We start from the raw sequence: 22,265 nt of genomic DNA on the forward strand, positions 1-22,265 counted from the left end.
CGCTGCCAAAAACGCAATAAAAAAAGCCTGCGCTTTGGCAGAAATTAAGTTAGGCAAGTGTAACATGAAACGCGGGGCTAAAAATGCAAAATACTGCCCGCTTTTTGCAGATACGACAAGAAAGCCATTTATCGGACAGTTTTGCGTAGCATTTGGGCATTTTCGCTGCTTATGTGCCCCTTTTTATGACAAAGGCGCTCAGTAAACGCAGTCAAAAAGGTCTCGCTAATCAGCAGCTTTCGCCCGTACCAATCGTAGCGCGTTTGCCGCTGCCAGCCTAAATCGGTCAGACAAATATTGCGCTGATTGGGCAGCTCGCGCTTGTTTTTGAATAAGACATAACCAATCGGTACGCCTTTTAAATGCTGCAGGCGCTTGGCGTCACCTTGTAAGCTAGGTAATGGAAAAATACTTTTTGCTGCGACCCACGGCGTGTCGGTATCGCCATACAGATAGGTCTCACGTACCCACGCCAGCTGCGGCTTGCCCCACAGCCCTTCTGGACACAGTTGCTGCTTTTCAGCGAGGCTAAGCGAACGATAGCCCTCAAAGCGGCGCTCAACACGTAGCGGCTGCCCTGATAAGGTCTCTATCATCGCAGTCAGCGAGCCATCTGTAGTCAGCCACGGCAACAGATAATCGGGGGGCGCCAACGCAGCGCGCGAAGTAAAAAGTAACGACATGTAAGCAATCCAAAACGGACAAAACCAAAAAAATTAACAACCGTGGTCAATGCCACTTTTTATAAATGGTACAAACGCGCCTAAAGCGTGTTGCTATTTTAAAAACACAGACAGCGACGTGCTACGCCAACTCGTCAAAGGGCGGCGTATGATGGATATTAAACGGCAATGCCGCGTGCGCCTCGCGCCGATAGGACTGCATATGCGCGCGGTCTTTGGCACAAAATTGCGCCAGCGCAGGCACAAAGCGCGCGTCATACATACGGTGCAAGGAATGCGTGCGCGTCGGCACAAAGCCGCGTATCAGCTTGTGCTCGCCTTGCGTGCCTGGGTCAAACGACTGTAGCCCGCGCTCAATGGCGAACTCAATGCCTTGATAATAGCACAGCTCAAAATGCAGGCTGTCATAATGCGCCAGTGACCCCCAATAGCGCCCGTATAGGCTGGACACCTCGCCCGCCATCTCAGGGGTATCATAGAGAAACAGACTGCTCGCCACCACCTGCCCTGCCGCATCAACCGCTTGCGCGAGCATCAGATGCGCGCTCATATCCGCCGCCAGCTGCATAAAAAACGCTTGGCTCAGATACGGACGCTGACCGCGCTCGGCATAGGTCATCACATAGCATTGATAAAAAATCTGCCAGTCATCGTGCGTGATGTCCGCGCCGCATTTACGCACGCAGGTGATGCCTACATTCGCCACTTTTCGGCGTTCCGCGCGGATGGTTTTGCGCTTTTTGGCAGTCAAAGTCTGCAAAAAGTCGTCGAAATCGCTAAAAGGCTGCTCGGTATCCTGCTGATAATTGTGCCACAAAAACTGACAGCCTTGGCGCTCAAGTATCGGCAGATTGGCGTCAATATGCGCAAACTTAATATTGGGCGCAGCGGCGCTGATGTCTGTATAGCTAAATAATTGACCTGCCAGTATGGCAAGCTCTTGACGCACGAACAGACCATGCCAGCCTGATGCGCCCGTTTGCCGTGCGATATCGTCTATCGCTGCCACCGCCGCCATGACCAAATCGGCACCCAGCGTCACGCCCTCACGCAGCCAAAAGCGCATACCCGTAATCGGCGTATAGGGCACGGAGGTCACGAGGCGCGGATAATAGTCCAAGCCATAATGCGCGTAAGCCTCCGCCCACTGATAATCAAACACAAACTCACCGTGATGGTGCCCTTTAATAAACACTGGCAGCACCGCAAGCAGCATCTTGTCCACATCGCTTGCATCATCTGTGACGTCATTTGTCTCATACAGCGCAATATAAATCGGCAACCAGCCTGCCTCTTCGCCGATAGCGCCTGTATCTTCAAGCGCTTGCCAAAAGGCAAACGACATAAACGGCGTGTCGGGCGCTTGCCACTCGGTTTCGGTGTGCCAATCGGTATCGTTTCGTAACGCGTATTGTATGCTCATAATGCTCACAGCTTGCTTGTAGGTATGACGGTTTATCGTTTATCTTAGCCTAACCAAAACACAACGCCCATGCTGTCACAATTTGCAAATACGCGCGCCGCTTATTTTTGTCACAGTGCCTCTATCACCTCTGTACCGCGACCGTGCTTTGCTTTATTATTTTTGTGCCAACTGCGGCTGTAATGGTGAGCTGTATCTGACTTGAGTGTTTGTGCTTTGATGTAGACATATATATGACTATTCAGGTATAGACAGCGCTTATTTCCATTATATGCTTATTGATATAGTGGCTTATATTGGGCGAATTTTTAGCATTATCAGTCGTCTATGGCTACTTTTGCCATGATTTGCCTTGATGCTGGCGGATGATATTTGTGTCAATGGCTGCTAAAATAATCGCGCATTTTGCAAAACAGAATTCCGGCATGCTCAAGGCAGCTGCCGATAGTGAAAGACAACTTACAAACAAGGAAGAGCTTTATATGTCCAAGATTATTTATACAAAAACCGACGAAGCTCCAGCGCTGGCTACTTTATCATTTTTACCGATTGTCAAAGCCTTTACGCATACTGCGGGCATCGACGTCGAGACTTCCGATATTTCAGTGGCCGCACGCGTTTTGGCAGCCTTCCCCGACTATCTAGAAGAAGACCAGCGCGTCCCTGACAATCTGGCAGAACTGGGTCGTCTGACCCAAGACCCCAACGCCAACATCATCAAACTGCCAAACATCAGTGCCTCAGTCCAGCAGTTAAAGGCGTGTATCAAAGAGCTACAAAGCAAAGGCTACGCCATTCCGAACTTCCCAGAAGACCCACAAACCGAAGAAGAAAAAGAGATTCGTCAGCGCTATGGTAAGGCGCTGGGTAGTGCGGTCAACCCTGTACTGCGTGAAGGCAACTCAGACCGCCGTGCACCAAAAGCGGTCAAAAACTTCGCCAAAAAACACCCACACTCTATGGGTGAGTGGAAGCAGTGGTCAAGCACCCACGTCTCACATATGCATGAAGGCGACTTTTACAGCGGCGAGCAGTCAATGACGCTTGATAAAGCGCGTACCGTACGTATGGAGCTGGTCACTGACGCAGGCGAAACCAAGGTCTTAAAGCCTGAGCTAAAACTGCAAGACAAAGAAGTCATCGATTTGATGTTCATGAGCAAAAAATCACTGATTGAGTTTTATGAGCGTGAGATGGAAGACTGCCGCGAAGCAGGTATCTTGTTCTCATTGCACGTCAAAGCGACGATGATGAAAGTCTCGCACCCTATCGTCTTTGGTCACGCAGTCAGAACCTACTACAAAGACGCGTTTGCCAAGCACGGCGCGACCCTGGATGAGCTGGGCGTCAACGTCAATAACGGCATGGCTGACCTATACGACAAAATCAACACGCTACCAACCTCACAGCGCGAAGAGATTATCGAAGACTTGCACGCCTGCCAAGAGCATCGCCCACGTATTGCGATGGTCGATTCAGCCAAAGGCATCACCAACTTCCACTCACCAAGCGACGTTATCGTTGATGCGTCTATGCCAGCGATGATTCGTAACGGCGGCAAAATGTGGGATTCAGACGGCAAATTGGCAGACTGTAAAGCGGTCATGCCTGAGTCTACCTTTGCGCGTATTTACCAAGAGATGATTAACTTTTGCAAATGGCATGGCAACTTTGACCCAACCACTATGGGTACGGTGCCAAACGTCGGTTTGATGGCGCAAAAAGCAGAAGAGTACGGCTCACACGACAAGACTTTTGAATCAAGTGATGCGGGCATGGCGCGTATCGTAGATAACGAGACTGACGAAGTCTTGCTTGAGCAACACGTCGAAAAAGGCGACATCTGGCGCATGTGTCAGACCAAAGACGCGCCGATTCAAGACTGGGTCAAGCTGGCTGTCCGCCGTGCGCGCGAGTCTGAGACCCCTGTTATCTTCTGGCTCGACCCATACCGTCCGCATGAGAACGAGCTGATTAAAAAGGTCAAAATGTACCTAAAAGACCACGACACCGCAGGTCTACACATTGAGATTATGTCGCAAGTACGCGCCATGCGTTACACACTAGAGCGCGTTGCTCGCGGTCTGGACACCATCTCAGCGACGGGTAACATCTTGCGCGATTACTTAACCGACTTGTTCCCTATCCTTGAGCTTGGCACCAGTGCCAAGATGCTGTCGGTTGTACCACTCATGAAAGGCGGCGGCTTGTTCGAGACGGGCGCAGGCGGCTCTGCACCGAAGCACGTACAGCAGTTGGTCGAAGAAAACCACTTGCGCTGGGATTCACTCGGTGAGTTCTTGGCATTGACCGTCTCGCTTGAGCATTTGGCGAACAATGACAACAACCCCAAAGCAAAAGTACTTGCCGATACCCTAGACGATGCCACTGAGCAGCTATTGCTCAACGACAAGTCACCCTCACGCAAAACAGGTGAGATTGACAACCGTGGCAGCCACTTCTACTTGGCACTGTACTGGGCAGAAGCACTTGCGGCGCAGAACGAAGACAGCGAGCTCAAAGAACTGTTCACACCATTTGCTAAGCAGCTGCGTGACAACGAAGAGGCCATCATCAAAGAGATGAACAACGCACAAGGCAACTCGGTTGACATTCAAGGCTACTACTATGCCAATGAAGAAGAAGCGACCAAAGTCATGCGCCCAAGCAGCCTGTTCAATGACGCCATCGCCTCATTAAACGCTGCGTAATTTCAGCCCAAATTCATTATCGTCATAACACAACACCCCAAGCGCTATAGCGGTTGGGGTGTTTTTTATGGCTAATAACCGTCTTTAAAAGCATGCAAACCAAAGCCTTTGGCGGGTCAGCCAAGCCTTACGCATCCATATGCTTAATAATGGCTTTACCAAATTCTGATGTGCTGAGCAATATCGCGTCAGGCATCAAACGCTCAAAATCATAAGTCACTGTCTTATTGGCAATCGCGCCTTGAATACCACTGATAATCAAATCTGCCGCCGCCGTCCAGCCCATATCGCGCAGCATCATCTCCGCTGAAAGAATGAGCGAGCCAGGATTGACCTTGTTTTGCCCTGCATATTTGGGCGCGGTACCGTGCGTGGCTTCATAGACCGCAACCGAGCCGCCTTTATTGGCACCAGGGGCGATACCGATACCGCCGACCTCTGCTGCCAGCGCATCTGAGATATAATCGCCGTTAAGATTCAGCGTGGCAATCACCGAATAATCGGCAGGACGCATCAAAATCTGCTGCAAGAACGCATCGGCAATCACGTCTTTAATGATAATCTCATTGCCCGTCTTTGGGTTGTTTAGCGTCATCCACGGGCCGCCGTCGAGCAGCGTTGCACCAAAGCGCTCAGCCGCCAGCTCGTAGCCCCACTCTTTAAACGCGCCTTCAGTAAACTTCATGATATTGCCTTTGTGTACGAGCGTAACACTTGGCAAGTCATGGTCGATGGCATGTTGGATGGCTTTACGCACGAGGCGCTGCGTGCCTTCTTTGGACACAGGCTTGATACCGATGCCGCACTCTTCAGGAAAGCGAATCTGGGTCACGCCCATCTCATTTTGCAAAAAGTCGATGACTTTTTTTGCCTCCGCGCTGCCCGCTTTCCACTCAATGCCTGAGTAGATGTCCTCCGAGTTTTCGCGAAAGATGACCATATCGGTCAGCTCAGGGTGATTGACGGGGCTGGGCACACCCTCAAACCAGCGTACAGGACGCTGACAGACGTATAGGTCGAGCTGCTGACGCAAGGCGACATTGAGCGAGCGAAAGCCGCCGCCCACAGGCGTGGTCAAAGGTCCTTTGATGCTCACCACGTACTCACGCAGCACCTCGAGCGTCTCATCAGGCAGATACTCACCATCATAGATGGTCGCCGCCTTTTCGCCGCAGTACGCCTCCATCCAGACCACTGATTTTTTGCCGTGATAGGCTTTATCGACCGCCGCATCGACGACGGCCTTCATGACAGGCGTGATGTCCACCCCGATGCCATCGCCTTCAATAAAAGGAATGATGGGATGATTGGGGACGTTTAAAGACAAATCGCCATTGACGGTGATTTTTTGTCCATCGCTGGGGACGCTGACTTTTTGATACGTTGACATAAATACGCTTCCTTGTTGATTTATTTTCTATGTTTGACTGTCTGTTTTGTCGTGCCTGCTCACAGGGTGTCGTTATCGTTATTTATCTGTATGACGACCAAAGCACAAAATTTATTGTAACAAACCCTATGACCGCCCTTGTGTTGTGATATGTGTTCACTGTGTACGCCGCCTTTATGCACTTTTATGTAAAATTTAAGAAAAACAGGGATAAGTCAAGACAGCGCAGGCAAGACTGTTATAATGACGCCGCCAGTACCACTCGGGGATACCTTTGCTATGCCAACCGCCAGCCTGATTTTGTTTAATAAGCCTTACGGGGTACAAAGCCAGTTTCGTAACGATGGCAACAATGACCATGCGACGCTTGCGCCGTACTTTACGGACAAGTCGTTGCGCGTGGTTGGGCGCTTGGATGCCACCACCGAGGGGCTGCTGCTGCTCACCAGTGATGGCAGACTAAACCGCGCCATCACCCAGCCTGCACGCGGCGGACGGCAAAAGGCGCACGGCAAAACCTATCTGGTACAAGTCGAGGGGCTGGTGAGTGACGCGCAGCTGAGCGCCTTGCGCCAAGGCGTGCTGCTCAAAGACGGCATGACCTTGCCCGCACAGGCAGAAGTGGTGACAGAAGACGCACTACCGATGCCGCTATGGCCGCGCAATCCGCCCATCCGCGAGCGCAAAAACGTGCCCACCACGTGGCTGATGCTGACCATTTTTGAGGGCAAAAACCGTCAAGTTAGACGCATGACCGCGCAAGTTGGCTTGCCGTGTTTGCGCCTGATACGCTGGTCGGTGGCAGGTTTTGAGCTGGGGTCATTGGCGGTCGGTCAATTTGTGCGCGTGCATGTGAACAGCACACGTTATGCTGAGCTGACCGCGCCGATATTATAAAGTCTGGCTTAAAGCCATTATCGCTATCATCAATAATCTATCGGCAAAATTGGGTCAAGATAATTACGAATATCTCTATACTGCGTCTCGAATTAGCAAGATTTATCTGATAATATTCAATATCTTACTTATGCCGCTCTTGTTGCGTATGTGGATAAGGATGGCTTCCTTGTTCATTTGCATTTTATGCCCCTCAGTTGAGTGAAGGACACCTAGCATCATGATCACATCTTTTCGTTTTTCTTACCTCGTGCTTTGTTTGGCTGCCGTTGGTACGCTTACGGCGTGTCAGCCTGCCGAGGATGCAAAAACGACCGCACCAGAGACGATCAGCACCGATACCGAAGACACCAGCGCAGCGCCCGACGCTGCCCCTGCTGAGGAGACGCCGCCTGTCGAAGCACCTGCCGATACGGCGCTCGATACCGATGTGTATAAAGACTATGTCCGCTCAATGGACAAGATGCACGAAGAGATGATGATTGCAGCGGACTACAAAGACCCTGATGTTGCCTTTGCCAAAGGTATGCTGGGGCATCATCGCGGTGCGATTGACATGGCAAAATTGCAGCTCAAATACGGCAGCAACAGCGAGCTGACCGCCCTTGCCCAGCAAGTGATTGACACCCAGCAAGGCGAGATTGATATCCTCAAAAAATGGCTCGCCAGCCACTTGGACGCGGTCAATCCTAAGCCTAATACTGAAGCGATGCAGCAAGACTACGCCGAGAGCATGCGCATCATGCACTACAGTATGGAACAAGGCATGAGCGACCCGATTCCTGATTTGGCGTTTGCCCGCAGTATGCTCGCGCACCATATCGGCGCGATTGAAATGGCAAAATCAGAGCTGCAATACGGTACAGACGATGAGATGCGAGCCTTGGCACAAGACATCATCGACGCGCAGTTAAAAGAAGTCGCCGACATGCTGTATCTGGTGGCGAAGATTGAATCCGCCTCGCCTGTGGTTGCCGCCGATAATGTTGACCCCAATACCCAAGTTACCAGCGACGATATGCCTATGGACGAGCACGCCGCACATATGGCAGCAGATGCGGACAGCGACAAGCCCGCAACCGCGCAATAAGTAATGCGTATTGGCAGCCATAAAACAAAGCGTATTGGCAGCCATAAAATCGTAGATGATAGCAACCATAAAAAGGCGCAGTGTCATTCTAAACACGGTGCCTTTTTTTGCGTTCTAAAGACATATTACCGTTATTTTTCTACAGCTTTTGGCGTGTTGTTTAGCGCGCCCAGCCACGTTTTCCACGGCTTTTCTGCCTTGTCGTTGTCATTATTGTTGTCGCTATCGTGGTGCAAGCTGACATGTTGCCAGACGTTGTCTGTATTGGCGTCCTGCTCGTCTTTTGCGCTACTCGGCAACATATCTACGGTTAAGAGCACATCACGGCGGAACAGATGACAGCGAATCGGCGTGTCTCGTTTTGCGGCAGCAAGTTTGCCAAGCGCCTTGCCATCGGCTTTGATGCCATCGACCGCAATCAATACGTCTTTTGCTGAGATGCCCGCTTTTGCGGCGGCGCTGGCGCGTAATACACGATTGATGCTCAAGCCCGCTTGCCCCGCGCTGTAGCGCATGCCAAATGGCGCATCGCTGTGCTGCTTGCTGTTATCAAGGCGCAGCTCAATGCCCTGTTCGCTGAGCAGTTCGGCTAAGGGCAATTCTTCCACGCCATTGACATAACGGCGCTCAAAGTCGTCCCACACACGGCGCGGCATAAACTGCGCCACCACATCGCCCATATCCGCGCTGTGCATGCCGATGCGCTTATTGTCATTGGCTTTGGCACGCGCATAAAACGCCTTGACCACATCAAACAGACGATAGCGCCCGCCACTTTCTTTTAACAAGGTTAAGTCCAAGCACAGCGCCACCAGTGCGCCTTTGTTGTAGTAGCTGATGCCCGCATTGGCGGTGTTTTCGTCGCTGCGATACAGCTTAATCCACGCATCAAAGCTTGACTCCGCGACACTTTGGTACTGACGTCCTGCGGTTTGATAGTAGCGGCTGATTTGCCCCGTTAGCAGTTTTAAATAGCTGTCTTTGTCAATCACGCCCGAGGCTTGCAGCATAAAGTCATCAATATATGAGGTAAAGCCTTCAAACACCCACAACAGCGGGGTAAAAGCCTCTTGGCGCAAATCGACATTCAGCATCACATCAGGGCGCACCGTCTTGACCCACCACGCATGAAAATACTCATGACTGCATAAGCCTAAAAAGCGCTGATAGTCCTCGCTTGGCAGCTCAGGCTCATTGGCACTCGGCAAGTCGGCACGCGGGGTAATGAGGCTCGTCGAGTTGATATGCTCCAGCCCGCCGTAGTCCTGCCCACTGGCGTAGGTCATGAAGGTGTAATCGCTAAATGGTGCATCGCCCAGCCAGTTCACATAGCTTTGGCAAATTTGCATCACGTCTTGTTGCAGGCGTCCCAGATTGGCATGGTGCGTGCCTGAGAGATAAAAATGATGCGCCAGCGTCTGATGGCTATTGTCCTGAACAATAAAGTCAAAGCGGTCTTGGTACGCCAGCTCAAACGGATGGTCAAGCAGCGTGTCATAGTCAGGCGCGTGCAGCTGGTAGGCGTGGCGCGCATCGCTATGGATATGCGTGGCGGGCAATCCACATGCCAAATGCAGTGCTTTATCCGCAACCGCTGCTTGCTGTACAAAGGCGCTGGGCACAAGTAAGGTCACTTGTATCGGCTGCGCCTCTTGCCCTGCGACCGCGAGCGTCAATGACGTAAAATTGCCATACAGGCGCTCTTGGTCAACGTAGGCGGTGCGTACCGACAAGTCATAGCAATACACCTCATAGCACACGCACACGCACTCGCCCGCTTTGATAGTGGGCAGCTGCCATGTGTGCTTGTCGATTTTTTGCGCGCGCTGTAGTTTGTTTTGCTTATCTTCCTTATCTGATTCGCTGTGATACTGCACGCTGGTGATGTTACGCGCAAACTCGCGCATTAGATAGCTGCCCGGTATCCATGCGGGCAGCCACAAGGTCGGCGCGTCTGTCGTCGCCTCAAAGCGGACGGTGATGTCGACGATATGCTCATAAAAGCGCGCAAAGTCGAGGTGATAGCTCACTTTTACGTGGCTGTCGTGTTCGGTGTATTCTGTTTGTTGTGGGTCAATGTGGCTCATAAGTCCCCTTGTTGTGTTTTTTATAAATAAATGCGGTTGCTTTAATCCGTGCTCATGGTCTGTGCCATAAGCGACAGTCAAGTTAATTCAAAAATGGTACAGCGAGATTAAACACTATTTTTTGCAGCCTCTGGAGACGAAGTCACAGCAAGCAAGAAAAATAGTGTTTAATCGACCGTCTGTCTTATGCTATATCAATTTTATTTAGGCGCTACTGTGACACCGCGTTACCTATACCATAAGGCGTCTTGTTATATTTACCAAGTCGTTCGTGCGGTTATTGGCGTTATCTTGAGATTAGCGCAGCAAAAGCACGCCAATAATAAGGCGTTGTTGGTTTTTTATGCGTTATTTAACCGCTATACGTGTTGTCTGTTGGGCGCTTTACAGAAAATTGGGCACAATTGCGTTTTTTTATCCTTTTTTGCCTTGAAAGTTATTCTCGTCATCTCAATTAAATACGCTAACTGCTAAAGTTACTTTAATAAACTGATGATAATTGACTGATGATACCGCTTTTGGCTATTGAATTGGCTTTTTTAGGTTTATTGCATTATTACCCTAGTTTTTCACAAAATATTTAGGATAAATTATGACTACTATCGCAAAAGACACCGCTGTAAAGTTCAACTACACTTTGACTGACGACGAAGGCACCGTGATTGACCAATCGCCAGAAGGTCAGCCACTAGCGTACCTACACGGTCACCAAAACATCATCCCAGGTCTAGAGCAGCAACTAGAAGGCAAATCAGCTGGCGAAAAACTAAAAGCCGTTGTTGAGCCTGCAGATGCGTACGGCGAGCGCCAAGACCAAGCGGTACAGCGCGTACCACGTGAAAACTTCCAAGGCGTTGACGACATCCAGCCTGGCATGCAGTTCCAGTCAGAAGCGGGCGGTCAAGTGATGCTGGTTACCGTTACTGACGTTAACGATCAAGAAGTTACTGTTGATGCGAACCACCCACTTGCTGGCAAGCGTTTAACCTTTGACGTTGAAATCCAAGAAGTTCGCGCAGCGACTGAAGACGAGCTAAACCATGGTCACGTCCATGGCGTAGGCGGCGTTGAGCACTAATTGCGCCGATGCGGCTTTGGCAGCGCTTGTAGACGATTGCCAAAGACCATAAAAAAAGCCAGTGAATCGTCACTGGCTTTTTTTTGTGCGCGGGTTTTGTGTTCTGCTTTATCTAAAGTGAAAGATAAAAAAAGACCGCTCAACGGTTATTATACATAACCATTAAGCGGCGCTTTTCTGACAATTTTTATCTGTATAACGTAGCTATTAAGGGTTCATATCCTTACGCGGGCTGGCACTGAGCATCAGATACGCCGCTTCTTTGACGTACGCCTCATCTTCTGGCAGCTCAGGGCGTTCGTTTTTCTTCATCTGGCTGCGCTCTTCAAACTTGGCATCAATCGCCGCTTGATAGGTGTTCCAATTGGCATACGGGCGCTCGCCTGTCGCGATTTGGCGCTTGTTTTCCGCTTCTAGCGTACGCTGCTCAACCAGCTTCATCTTTTTACGGCGACTGTTGATGTCGAGCAAGATAGGCTTTTTCTCATCTTCCATATCGCGAATGTCATTCAGCGCTGATAGGTAGACGAATTGCGGGTTTTGCTGCTGGCGAATTTTTGACTGCTGGTTTAAGGTCGCCAGCGTGGTTGCGCCAAATTTACCTTCAGGCTTGTAGGCGGCGGTGCGGATGGTATCCCACGGCAAGGCGTGCTTTTGCGCGCGCTCACCAAAGGTCGCGTCATCATAAATGTTGACCATCGACACATCAGGCACGACGCCTTTATTTTGCGTACTGCCGCCTGTGATGCGGTAGAATTTACGCTGCGTCAAGGTCGCTGAGCCAAGCGCTAGGTTATCGAGCTGAATCTGCGCTGAGCCTTTGCCTGTGGTGGTGTTGCCCACGACCAGACCGCGACCGTAATCTTGGATGGCAGCGGCAAAGATTTCACTGGCTGACGCTGAGGCAAGGTTGGTCAAGACCACCATTTTGCCATCATACAGCTGCTTGCCGCCATCGTCATCACGGTAGACTTGTACATTACCGCGGTTGTCACGAATCTGTACCAATGGCCCTTCTTTAACGAACAGTCCCAGCATTTTTGCCACTTCATCGAGTGAGCCGCCTGGGTTGTTGCGCAAGTCCACGACCAGCCCATCAATGTTTTCTTTATTTAACGCTTCAAGGGCGCGCTCGGTATCGACGCTCACGCTGCGATAGTCCTCACCGTTGCGGCGGGCGCGGTAGTTGAGATAAAAACTGGGAATCTCAAGTACACCAATGCGCTGGGTCGACTTGTCACCATCAGGACGCTGTACGTTGATCACGCGGTGGGTGACGCCCGCTTCTTCTTGTTCAATGATGTCGCGGATGACAGTCACAGTACGCGCGCTGGCTTCGGGCGCGTTGGGCTGACGCAGTTTCAAGGTGACGGGCGTGCCGCGCTTACCACGAATCAGACCGACGATTTCACGCGTTGACCAGCCGACCACATCGGTCATGTTTTTACCGTCTTTGGCAATACCGATAATTAAATCATTGGGCTTAATCTGTCCGCTTTTTGCCGCAGGACCACCGTCGACCAAGGTGGCAACACTGGTGTAATCGGGGTTTTTGCGGTCAGGACGGATAGACACGCCAATACCTTCAAGCTGTAGGCTCGATTGAATCTGCAGCTCGGTCGCCTGAATGGGCGCGTAGTAGTTGCTGTGCGGGTCGTAGGTCAGCGTGGCGGTATTTAATACCGTTTCCATGATTTCATCATCAGTGATGCGGTTTAACTGCTCGTGTTGACGGGTCAGACGATTGAGCAAAATCTCACTGGGGCTGCGCTTGTCATTGCGCACCAAGTCTTGACCACGGGCGATGTCAGGATTGTCTAGGAATACCTGCTCTTTCGCTTTTTCGTCTTCTTGACCTAGGGTGATGCTGATGAGCTGAAACTGCACTTGGCGCGTCCAGTAGTCGCGCTGTGATTTTTTGGTTTTAAAATGCGGTAGCTTTTCACGGTCAAGGACAATGCTCTTGTCCGTGGTCAAATCAAGGTCAGTCTTTAACAGCTTGCCCGCCAAATCAAAATATTCGTTAGAGCGGGTGCGATAGCGCTCAAAGATATCCACGCCTGCTGAGAGGTCGCCACGTTTTAGGCGCTCACCAAAGTTGTCGCCGTATTTGCGCTGGAACTCATCGACGTCCGATTGCAAAAATAAGCTGTGATTGGGGTCGAGATTGTCGATATACATCGACAGAATTTCGCGCCCCATTTTGGTATCTAGCGGCTGGTTAAGATAATGACTGCGGTCGAGTAAGGCTGCAACTTGCCGCGCGGTGGCTTTTTGTTCTGGGGTGGCGGCAAAGCCTTCGGTATTGGTGTTGGCAACCGCCGTCCCATAGCTTTGAGTAAGAATCACGCCAGCGATACCTATTGACGCTGCGCTAAGTAACCACTGTGCAGGTTGTTTTTTCATCATATACACCTAATCGTCTGATAAATATCTGTCAACAAAAAACACTCTATACTAGCATGAGTGCTGTTTAAAAACTGTCTCAAACTGTATAAACAACCTTACGCCGCCCTGTGTCTGGCGTTTGTGTATCAGCGCGCGCTTGATATGCCAACCAGTCTTGCGCAAGACACATCGTATGCACCTTGTTAATAAGGCGGTCGGCATCGGTTGTGGTTTTTTGTGGCAATGGTATCATCAAGGTTTTATCTGACTAAGGTGCGCAACATTGCCGCCTTAGAGCCGTCATCACGGCACACCTGATTTTGGAGAGTAGGCATGTACGGCGTTTTAATGATTGATATTGGCAACACCACCTTAAACGCAGAAGACGTGAGCCTAATACAGCAGGCACAAGTCGGCGGGGTGATTTTGTTTGCGCGAAACGTCGAGGATGCTGCGCAAGTCCGCGCCCTATGTGACAGCATCCGCAGGCACAATCCTGATATCTTAATCGGTGTCGATCAAGAAGGCGGCCGCGTGGCGCGCTTGCGTGAGGGCTTTACCAAACTGCCTGCCATGGGACGCTTGGGCGAGCTGTTCGACCGCGAGCCAAGCCGTGCACTGAGCCTTGCTTATGATTGCGGTTATGTCTTGGCAGCTGAAGTATTGGCGGCGGGTATTGATGTCAGCTTTGCCCCTGTGCTCGACCGCGACGGCATCAGCCAAGTGATTGGCGACCGCAGCTTTCATCAAGACCCACAAGCGATTGTCTCATTAGCGACCCAGCTAATGCGCGGTATGAAAGACGCGGGCATGGCGACCACAGGCAAGCACTTTCCTGGACACGGCGGCTGCGCGCCCGACTCGCACGTGGCAGAAGCCATCGATGACCGACCGTTTGATGAGATTATGGCAAAAGAAATGCAGCCCTTTGTGCAAACCATGCCGTGGCTGGATGCGGTGATGCCCGCGCACGTTATTTTCTCAGAGGTCGATGACCAGCCAGCAGGGTTTTCAAAGATTTGGCTAAAAGACATTTTGCGCAAAAAAATGGGCTTTGATGGCGTGATATTCTCAGATGATTTGTCCATGGCGGGCGCACAGGCAGCAGGCGATATCGGGCAACGGGTGAGCGCCGCGATAAAGGCAGGCTGTGATATGGCGCTCGTGTGTAATGACCGCATCGCCGCCCATGATGCTGCCCTCGCAGCACAAGAGCTACCCTACCCCAAACAATCACGCATCAAGCAGATGTGCGGCAAAATTCCCATGTGGCAAGGCAGCTTAGAAGAAACCTGCGCGCAGTTTACGCATTGGCAAGAGGCAAAATCACGTGTTACTGAAGCGTTCTTTGGTGAGGCGAATGGTGCTGCTGTCGGGGTCGATCCGACGCGTTATAAATGAGGTTTGATATAACAAATGAGTTGAGTTTTTATAGGCATCTATTAGATGCCTATAAGAGAGCATCGCAGATTCTGTGTAATTACCCTTTAGATTGAGTGTCTGTTGATACGTTCATCAAACATAATCATAAAGCGATTAAGAGCAGACGTCCAGTTACGGATTGGCGTCGACCATTTTTCAGATACTTGCTGTGTTGCTAAATACACCACTTTAAAAGCAGCTTGATCAGAGGGTGGATAACTTGCGTTTATCCACTGTCGTCCGAATTAAGCTGTTTAAAGATTAGATACCATTGGTGGTATAAATCGCTTTGCTATTTGATTCAATCTACTCGCTCGTAATTTATACCTATATCTGTATTAACCAATTGATACTCAAAACCAAATTCTCCTTTAAAACTATCAATAGCTTCTTGATTAGCTTCACGATTCTGACAAGTATATGAACGAGTCAAGTGCCAGTTAACATCAATGTTAAAATTCATCATGCAGATATCATCTATCTTGATGTTTTCTTGTCCAAGAGTATCAAAATCAATATCTGCAAACTCGTTAGGATCTATGCCTATTTTAACAAGTTCGTTATCTTGGAAGTCGTAATTTATAAGCCCTAAAGGATAAAGACCTAAAGTATAGAGACCGCCTTCTTCATTGTCTTTTCTTACTTTGGTAATATGAAATGACTGATTTGGATACATGTCTTCGGATTGGTCGTTGCTAAAACTAAGTAGAAACGTTTCTTCATCATTGTAGGGTATGAGACCCAGTAATATTTGCTTATAATACATTTGAGCTTTTGGGTATTTCGTGTCACCCTCAATATCAAACATACCATTATCGAACTTCTTTATATTTAGGAAGTCTTTATTAGAAATAGGTAATTCCAAACAAGGAACTTCGGCTAGCTCTTTAACTTGCCAATCTGGTATGGTATTGTGGCACTCTAACGCTTTATTACTTGAAACTTTAACTGAATTGTTATTGATCATGTCAGAACTAATAATATCAGTGGTGTCAGCTTTAACTCTATCATTTTTATCAACTTCACTAGTACCAAATTCAGTATTGGCTTCATCGTTTACATTGCACGATATTAAGGTAAAAGAAAATAACGCTAACGATAAATATTTCATTCTAAATGTCCTTATCAAATATCTTCAAGAATACCACGAGACTTTAAACTAGCTGCTGAACCTTGTTTTCCCAAATGCAAGTGATGGTGATGATCTTTTATAAAAGTAGTATATTTTAACGCAGCAACTCCATTTTTTGCCTTAGTTCCTGTATAAAAAGTTTGAAATCCAAAGGTTTTGAATATGTTTACCCATCTTTGATTCTCAGGTTTATCAAATTTATTAGGTTCCGTAGTATGTACAGAACTAGTTCGATGTACATTATTCTTACCTAAATACCGAAAATCTCCTGCTTCACCATTCCTATGAGTACTACTACCAACAGACTCTCCGGCACGGTTACTCCAGCCAGTACCATGATATTCTTGATATCCCATTTTCATTAATGCACCAAGGGTTCCAGCCATGGTTAGACCATTTAAATAATATCGCCTTCTAATTGTTCCGTCGATTTTTTCTGGTATCTGCCATTTATATCCTAATTTTCTATTAGAGCTAATATAAGAAGAGTGCTGTCTTTGATCAATAAGATAAACATTCCCACCTACTTTTTTGTTTCCACTACCACGTCTCGGAGCAAGAATATAGGCTGACTTCCCTAAATTATGTTTGCCCCCATTTTCATCGTAATAGATAAATTCAGCATAACCAGTAGCATTCGCATTTTGTCGTTTTATTTTACCGTTATGATAAATATGATACCGAGTCGTATCACTAGTAGGTTTAGAAGTTACCACACTAGTAATAGGATTACCTTTTTTTTGGGTATTAGACTCTATTTTTTTTGTTTCTACATTTTTTTGGCTTGCTTTAGACGAATTACTACTGCTAGATACATGTTGGTTTTTAGTATTAAATCCTGGTATTCCACGCATAATATTAATTCTCAGCGAGGTAGATTTTGCTGAGCTATTAATTTCTATAACTTGTTCGCCAATCCCTTCCAAACATCTAATTTTTAAAAGTTCTGTACCATTAGTTTGCCCAAATCCGTAGACAAACCCTACTAACATCTTTAGACTAAAAAACCCTTGAGAGTTAGTTTTTTTGACAATTTTACGACCTCTGTAAAAGATCATAAAATAAGAATTTTTGACAACAGCCTTGTTTGTATCAATAACTTTTAATTTGAAAGATTCTACAGGTAGTGAGACATTTATCGTTTTACCTTCATGATTGCTACTTACTGTAAAATTCCCTACTGTTTGCAAACTGTTTTTACCAGCGACACATACTTCGATATCCTCACCTACAGTTGCTGTAATATTAGACTCTATGCCTTGACTATTAGTGCGATGCTCTTTTAAATTACCTTTGTACACCAAGTAATAGCGCATATTCGTAATTGGCTTCTTGGTATCACCTTCAACGATTGTAATATTGAAGGTAACATCTTTGAGCGATTCGGACGAAGAAAGCTGCTGTGCTTGCTGTTGTAAGTTTTGTTCGTTACGTTGGTCTTGAGGTGATTTGTTTGGAACTGGGCGCGGCTTGGGTGTGTCAGGCTGACTGAGGGTACCAGTTGCTTTGATACTACCTGTTATGTCTATAGTGTAACTTTGTCTTTGATCAGCTTTTTGAGTTATAGTTTGCGATTTACCATTAACAGTAACTTTGACTACCGCACCAGGATGGCGAACGATGACAGGAATCTTACCGTCTTTGTTTGTAGTATAAGTATTTGTAATTTTACCTATTTTTGAATAGTATTTTCCAGCTTTATACTCAGATTCGACTTTTACTGCAATGTCAGACACTGGGCTATTATTATCTTTAACTGTGATATATATTTTGCGGTTGCAACAAGATTCAAGGTCGTAAAGTGCAAGTAAGCCAATATATTCGCCAACACCAACATTATTACCGTCTTTCCCATTAACTTTACCATTTGAGGTAAGAAAGTTTAACACATGACCTGCACCTTTTAAGTGAGCACCTGCAATACAGCCAGACTCTGTAATTTCATCGCCGTTGATAATCTTTCCGTAAAATTCATTAATATTGAGATTACGGATTCTATTACAAAGAATATTTATCCATTCTTGAAATGCTTTGACTTGCACTTCAGGAGATGATTTAAAGCTTTCCAAAGACTGAATATTATTTTTACCTGTCCAGCTTCCCGTCCAGTTATTTTTTCTACTTTTATCTGAGTTTTGTTTTCTTGGATTATAGTAGCCACAGTCAATAAGCGCATCTTCACCAAATTGAAAATAACCAACGTAGCCAATTTGATTAATTACTATTTGAGATTTAATGTTATCTTTATTATTGTGTGGTAGTAATAAGTTTGATGAGGATTCTCTGCGTGATAAAGCACACATAAAACCATTTCTATCGGCATCAAATTGAATGCCTCTCACTGGTTTAGGTCTTATTAATGACATCCTATATCCTTTCAAATATAATGATTGTAGTGGTCAAGTCCATATAAATCCACTACATCGTCATCCTCGCTCACCATACCAATGTATAGCTTGCACTCAACTTTCTTGTATCGAAATTATTTGGACTCAACTATATTTCTGAAAAACGATAATAAAAGTATCGCAAATTTTTATTGATCTTGTTCGTAGATATATTGATTCAGTATAAATTTTCCTTCTGGAAAACTGTCGACATCTCCAAAATATTTATATTTACCTTTAGATGACGATTGTAGCCAGTCATCACGTTCTAGTTTTAATAAAATTCGCTTATTTTGTTTAGTGTGGTGAATATAATATGCACGCAAAAGACTATTTTTGTCCATAAATTCAGTAATAACTACATGATTGAAGTTTGGTGTTATTACTTGCGTACACATAGAAGGAGCAAATAGCCAATCAATTTTATTCATGCCCATATCATATCTAGCTAAATCATCTTTAACTTTTTGCCAAGTAAACCCAAAGTTTTTTTGATCACATTTCTTCTCAGAATCATAAATCGTATAAAACTCTAATTTTACATTTTGACTCGTGTTAGAATTTTTCTGACTCGCTTGTATTGTTTTAGCCATTGTTGAAACTTTCGAAACTTCGGACAAAGGCTTGGCACTTACACAGCTGATAGCGCTGGCAGCTAACATTACAGGCAAGAGTACCGTTTTACATAAAGCATTAATTACCAAATGCATGATAGTCATCCTCTAAATTGTCATTCGTGTCAGTCTCTGAATCAAACTCAACTGTGTTGCTGTCATCAGTCTCCTCAGGAGCACAGCATTCTTCATTTTTGTGATTATGGTTACTGTTGTCAATTTCATTTTCTATCATTAGTAGCTCTTCAGCATCCTCATGACCAATGATAATGACTTCAATCTGGTCTTGTTCAGTTCCATATATTCTAGGTGTTCTACCATCCTCTGGTAATACATCTCTAAACTCAGTCCCCTTAGTATGGTTAATAGTTTTGTACTCTCTACCTACCGTTAAAACATCCTCTTCTAGCAGTTGGCTAAAATCGAAGCGGCGACTAAACAAACCAGATGTTGGTAGCGATACCATTGGTGCATTAACTTTACTCCCCCCCACCAAACTCTTCTTCACCGCCTTAACCTTAATCTCCCCTGGGCAGACCAGCTTCACCCCACTATCATCGATCGTGATGGACGCCCCGCCCTTGGTCTGTAGCTTGATACGCTTTGGACTTGCTAGATTCACCTGTCCTGCCTCACTGCCAATGGTCATCGCCGCTTGACTGTGTAATTGCAGCTCACCGCCTTGTGCTTGTATCGCTAGCGACCCTGTATTGGCACTCATATGCCAGCCTGACTTATCTGCTTGTCCACCTACCCCTGATAGCGAGCTGATGCTGTCGGCAGCCATACGGCTATTACCCGCAATCATGTCCGACTGCGTACTGCCAGACTGACGGATGATGGTGTCAGCGCTCATTAGGGTGTTGCTCGCTGCGCTGTAGATGCTGTCACGACTGACCATCAGTACATCGGCGGCGCCCATGACTTCGGTGTTTAAACGCTCATCCATGATTTGCGCGGCAGTTTTAAAGCGATCGGTTGCACTGGTGGCGACTTGTAGGGCGCTTGGGTCTTGTAGGTGTGCTTGTTCGGCGTCTTGATAGGTGGTAGACAGTTCGGTGCTGATTTTAAGCTGCTGCTGTCCTGCGTCATTGACCCACGCGGACTCGTGCTCGGTCTGACTGTGACGAATGCCAAAGGTGGATAACAGAACGCCTTTTTGTCCTGTTAGTTGTAAGCTGTTGTCGGTGACGACTTTAAAGCCTTGTCCGCTGTCTGCCGATTGGTGGTTGCTAAAGCGATGACGTAAGACACCAAGCTCAATACTGTGCTGCTGCGGACTGTAGCTGGCAATGCTGCTCTTGTTTGGGTCTGTGGCATTAGCGCGCGCTTCGGTGTTGACGCTCCACTGGATACCCAGACGGTTTGGAGTGTCGTCAAAGCCAAGCCACGTTTCTGTAGCCGCACTTAATCCATATTGGGCGATGCCAGACACCCAGCCACTATGGCCGTCATCGTCATTAATCTGTGAATGTCCAAGACCTGCGCCATGCCATCTTGGGGAGACGCCGCCTTGGGTGTTGTGACGATGGGTGCAAATCAGCGGATTAATACTTTCAAAAGATATTTACCATAGAAACTACTGTGATGATTCTGAGACTGGCTTTAGATCATGTTTATCTATCCAACCAAACTTAGTACCATTCTTATAAGAAACTTGTACCCAATCTTCATTTTGGCTAACCGCTTCAATAGAATCACCTTTGATATAGTAATTTGGTGGTGATCTGGATTCGAAATTTTCGTTTAGGATTTCTGCTTTTTCTATTTTGACAATATAATTGATTGGGGGAGGCAAACATTTATTTAGGATATCTTTTTCAGATACTTGGTTTTCTAAGATATCAGGTAAGAGGTTAGATCTAGATACGTTGTAGTTTTTCGAATAACGACAATAAAACTGATTGTCATCCAAGTATCCTTTTACGATTTCCTTTTTTATCATCCATTTATTATTTTCTAACACAAAATAGTAGTCTATAAAAGGATATCCCTTGCTGCTAAAGTGGGTTGACAAAATAAATCCCGCATTACTAGAACGTGGTGAAATATTGTTGAATAAAAAACCGCCATCTTCAGTATAGTTGGTACTATCTAAACTAAGTAAGTACCTATCACTAGAAAGCCCTAGATATACAATTAAATCATCTCCCTGATAAAGGTTATCATCATCATTTATATTAGAAACAATAATGTCACTTATACCATCAGCATTGACATCGAAAGGGAAGATCTTATATTTGTTTTCCTCATACTTTTCTTCTATATCTTTAACAGAAAATGATTTAAGGTCTTTTTTTATGTACTCCCCATCAATTATATACATTCGAGTATCACAACTCTTACCAGTATTATCTATAACTTGAATTTTTTTAGCGTCGGCTTTGTTATTTACAATTATCGATTCAATATCTCCACAATCCCACTCAGCTATTTCAAATGTATAAGCTTTTAAAAACCCACTATCATTAAATAAAAGGGCATTATATGTCATATATTCTTCTGTTGTTGCAGGTAATAGCAAAATTTTACTATTATCATCATTAGAAAAAACATTAATTCTCTTTATTGCACTTTTTAAATCCAATCCGTAAGTATAGTTGAAGTTTCCATTAAAACCTTCGTCGATAACACTACCGTTCACCATTAAGATTAAATCAGACTCATCATCACCAAATAGATTGATAGAGATAGCAGTATTATCGTATCTAATTTCAATTTTTTTCTGACTATCATCATGGATTATTGATGAGTCTATTTTATTAAAAATCAGTGGGTTGCTGATATTTTCTAAGAGAAAGCCATTTTCAATATTTGTTTGCTCTATGCCCTGACTATCCTTTTTAATATCTTTTCTACTGACATCAGAGTCATCATTTATATTGGTATTATCGTAGTTGTTCGTGCATGACACTAATATAAAAATAAAAAAAAGAGTGGTTATTGCTCTCACTATAAATTCC

Annotated in this window: 15 protein-coding genes and 1 pseudogene; 5 read left to right on the forward strand and 11 right to left on the reverse strand. The window is 46.5% G+C overall.

The annotated features are described in order from the left end of the window. Positions 1-128 precede the first annotated feature (128 nt). Positions 129-683 carry a chorismate--pyruvate lyase family protein gene (locus JMW05_RS04625; RefSeq protein WP_201504206.1) on the reverse strand — a complete coding sequence of 185 codons (555 nt, stop codon included), beginning with the start codon at positions 681-683 and terminating at the stop codon, positions 129-131. Between the two features lie 121 nt (positions 684-804). Next, on the reverse strand, positions 805-2,106 hold the full coding sequence (locus tag JMW05_RS04630; RefSeq protein ID WP_201504207.1) for a GNAT family N-acetyltransferase: 1,302 nt from the start codon (positions 2,104-2,106) through the stop codon (positions 805-807). Positions 2,107-2,588: 482 nt separating this feature from the next. Between JMW05_RS04630 and JMW05_RS04635 the strand changes: the two genes are divergently transcribed. Next, the gene (locus JMW05_RS04635; RefSeq protein WP_201504208.1) at positions 2,589-4,817 is read left to right on the forward strand and encodes an NADP-dependent isocitrate dehydrogenase; all 2,229 of its coding nucleotides are present in this window, start codon (positions 2,589-2,591) and stop codon (positions 4,815-4,817) included. Between the two features lie 127 nt (positions 4,818-4,944). Here JMW05_RS04635 and icd read toward each other — a convergent pair whose 3' ends face one another. Continuing rightward, positions 4,945-6,207 (reverse strand): NADP-dependent isocitrate dehydrogenase, encoded by a 1,263-nt coding sequence (gene icd / locus JMW05_RS04640; RefSeq protein ID WP_201504209.1) that lies wholly within the window; start codon positions 6,205-6,207, stop codon positions 4,945-4,947. Positions 6,208-6,486: 279 nt separating this feature from the next. Here icd and JMW05_RS04645 point away from each other — a divergent pair, with 279 nt between their 5' ends. Further along, positions 6,487-7,104: a pseudouridine synthase gene (locus JMW05_RS04645; RefSeq protein ID WP_201504210.1), complete on the forward strand. Its 618-nt coding sequence runs from the start codon at positions 6,487-6,489 to the stop codon at positions 7,102-7,104. Between the two features lie 220 nt (positions 7,105-7,324). Further along, positions 7,325-8,194 (forward strand): CopM family metallochaperone, encoded by an 870-nt coding sequence (gene copM / locus JMW05_RS04650; protein ID WP_201504211.1) that lies wholly within the window; start codon positions 7,325-7,327, stop codon positions 8,192-8,194. 131 nt (positions 8,195-8,325) lie between these two features. Here the strand turns inward: copM and JMW05_RS04655 are convergent, their stop codons facing one another. After that, a complete protein-coding gene (locus tag JMW05_RS04655; protein WP_201504212.1) occupies positions 8,326-10,281 on the reverse strand; it encodes a M61 family metallopeptidase in 1,956 nt (651 codons plus the stop codon). Between the two features lie 592 nt (positions 10,282-10,873). On the opposite strand from JMW05_RS04655, the gene JMW05_RS04660 reads away from it, so the two are divergent. Beyond that, complete coding sequence (locus tag JMW05_RS04660; protein ID WP_201504213.1) at positions 10,874-11,359, forward strand: FKBP-type peptidyl-prolyl cis-trans isomerase; 486 nt, start codon at positions 10,874-10,876, stop codon at positions 11,357-11,359. 207 nt (positions 11,360-11,566) lie between these two features. On the opposite strand, the gene JMW05_RS04665 is transcribed toward JMW05_RS04660, so the two are convergent. Then, complete coding sequence (locus JMW05_RS04665) at positions 11,567-13,765, reverse strand: carboxy terminal-processing peptidase (protein WP_201505525.1); 2,199 nt, start codon at positions 13,763-13,765, stop codon at positions 11,567-11,569. Between the two features lie 315 nt (positions 13,766-14,080). Here JMW05_RS04665 and nagZ point away from each other — a divergent pair, with 315 nt between their 5' ends. Next, positions 14,081-15,148 (forward strand): beta-N-acetylhexosaminidase, encoded by a 1,068-nt coding sequence (gene nagZ, locus JMW05_RS04670; protein WP_201504214.1) that lies wholly within the window; start codon positions 14,081-14,083, stop codon positions 15,146-15,148. Between the two features lie 86 nt (positions 15,149-15,234). Here the strand turns inward: nagZ and JMW05_RS12145 are convergent. From JMW05_RS12145 to JMW05_RS04695, 6 genes and pseudogenes are all read right to left on the reverse strand, one after another. Next, positions 15,235-15,460, reverse strand: a pseudogene (locus JMW05_RS12145) (transposase); the annotation flags it as partial. Positions 15,461-15,470: 10 nt separating this feature from the next. Continuing rightward, positions 15,471-16,280: a hypothetical protein gene (locus tag JMW05_RS04675; protein ID WP_201504215.1), complete on the reverse strand. Its 810-nt coding sequence runs from the start codon at positions 16,278-16,280 to the stop codon at positions 15,471-15,473. A 14-nt stretch (positions 16,281-16,294) separates the two neighbouring features. Further along, positions 16,295-18,667 carry a hypothetical protein gene (locus JMW05_RS04680; RefSeq protein WP_201504216.1) on the reverse strand — a complete coding sequence of 791 codons (2,373 nt, stop codon included), beginning with the start codon at positions 18,665-18,667 and terminating at the stop codon, positions 16,295-16,297. Between the two features lie 170 nt (positions 18,668-18,837). Then, positions 18,838-19,398, reverse strand: coding sequence for a hypothetical protein (locus tag JMW05_RS04685; RefSeq protein WP_201504217.1), 561 nt, complete (start codon positions 19,396-19,398; stop codon positions 18,838-18,840). After that, positions 19,382-20,737 carry a DUF2345 domain-containing protein gene (locus JMW05_RS04690; protein WP_201504218.1) on the reverse strand — a complete coding sequence of 452 codons (1,356 nt, stop codon included), beginning with the start codon at positions 20,735-20,737 and terminating at the stop codon, positions 19,382-19,384. Before JMW05_RS04690 ends, JMW05_RS04685 begins: the two co-directional genes overlap by 17 nt. 144 nt (positions 20,738-20,881) lie before the next feature. Beyond that, positions 20,882-22,255, reverse strand: coding sequence for a GW dipeptide domain-containing protein (locus JMW05_RS04695; protein WP_201504219.1), 1,374 nt, complete (start codon positions 22,253-22,255; stop codon positions 20,882-20,884). Positions 22,256-22,265 lie beyond the last annotated feature (10 nt).

The sequence above is a fragment of the Psychrobacter aestuarii genome (genome assembly GCF_904846035.1).
In the GTDB taxonomy this organism is placed as follows: Bacteria; Pseudomonadota; Gammaproteobacteria; order Pseudomonadales; family Moraxellaceae; genus Psychrobacter; species Psychrobacter aestuarii.

What these genes read in the sequence shown, in the direction of transcription:
- JMW05_RS04625 (WP_201504206.1), bottom strand. Translation starts at nt 683, where the DNA reads ATGTCGTTACTTTTTACTTCGCGCGCTGCGTTGGCGCCCCCCGATTAT.
- JMW05_RS04630 (WP_201504207.1), bottom strand. Translation starts at nt 2,106, where the DNA reads ATGAGCATACAATACGCGTTACGAAACGATACCGATTGGCACACCGAA.
- JMW05_RS04635 (WP_201504208.1), top strand. Translation starts at nt 2,589, where the DNA reads ATGTCCAAGATTATTTATACAAAAACCGACGAAGCTCCAGCGCTGGCT.
- icd (WP_201504209.1), bottom strand. Translation starts at nt 6,207, where the DNA reads ATGTCAACGTATCAAAAAGTCAGCGTCCCCAGCGATGGACAAAAAATC.
- JMW05_RS04645 (WP_201504210.1), top strand. Translation starts at nt 6,487, where the DNA reads ATGCCAACCGCCAGCCTGATTTTGTTTAATAAGCCTTACGGGGTACAA.
- copM (WP_201504211.1), top strand. Translation starts at nt 7,325, where the DNA reads ATGATCACATCTTTTCGTTTTTCTTACCTCGTGCTTTGTTTGGCTGCC.
- JMW05_RS04655 (WP_201504212.1), bottom strand. Translation starts at nt 10,281, where the DNA reads ATGAGCCACATTGACCCACAACAAACAGAATACACCGAACACGACAGC.
- JMW05_RS04660 (WP_201504213.1), top strand. Translation starts at nt 10,874, where the DNA reads ATGACTACTATCGCAAAAGACACCGCTGTAAAGTTCAACTACACTTTG.
- JMW05_RS04665 (WP_201505525.1), bottom strand. Translation starts at nt 13,765, where the DNA reads ATGAAAAAACAACCTGCACAGTGGTTACTTAGCGCAGCGTCAATAGGT.
- nagZ (WP_201504214.1), top strand. Translation starts at nt 14,081, where the DNA reads ATGTACGGCGTTTTAATGATTGATATTGGCAACACCACCTTAAACGCA.
- JMW05_RS04675 (WP_201504215.1), bottom strand. Translation starts at nt 16,280, where the DNA reads ATGAAATATTTATCGTTAGCGTTATTTTCTTTTACCTTAATATCGTGC.
- JMW05_RS04680 (WP_201504216.1), bottom strand. Translation starts at nt 18,667, where the DNA reads ATGTCATTAATAAGACCTAAACCAGTGAGAGGCATTCAATTTGATGCC.
- JMW05_RS04685 (WP_201504217.1), bottom strand. Translation starts at nt 19,398, where the DNA reads ATGCATTTGGTAATTAATGCTTTATGTAAAACGGTACTCTTGCCTGTA.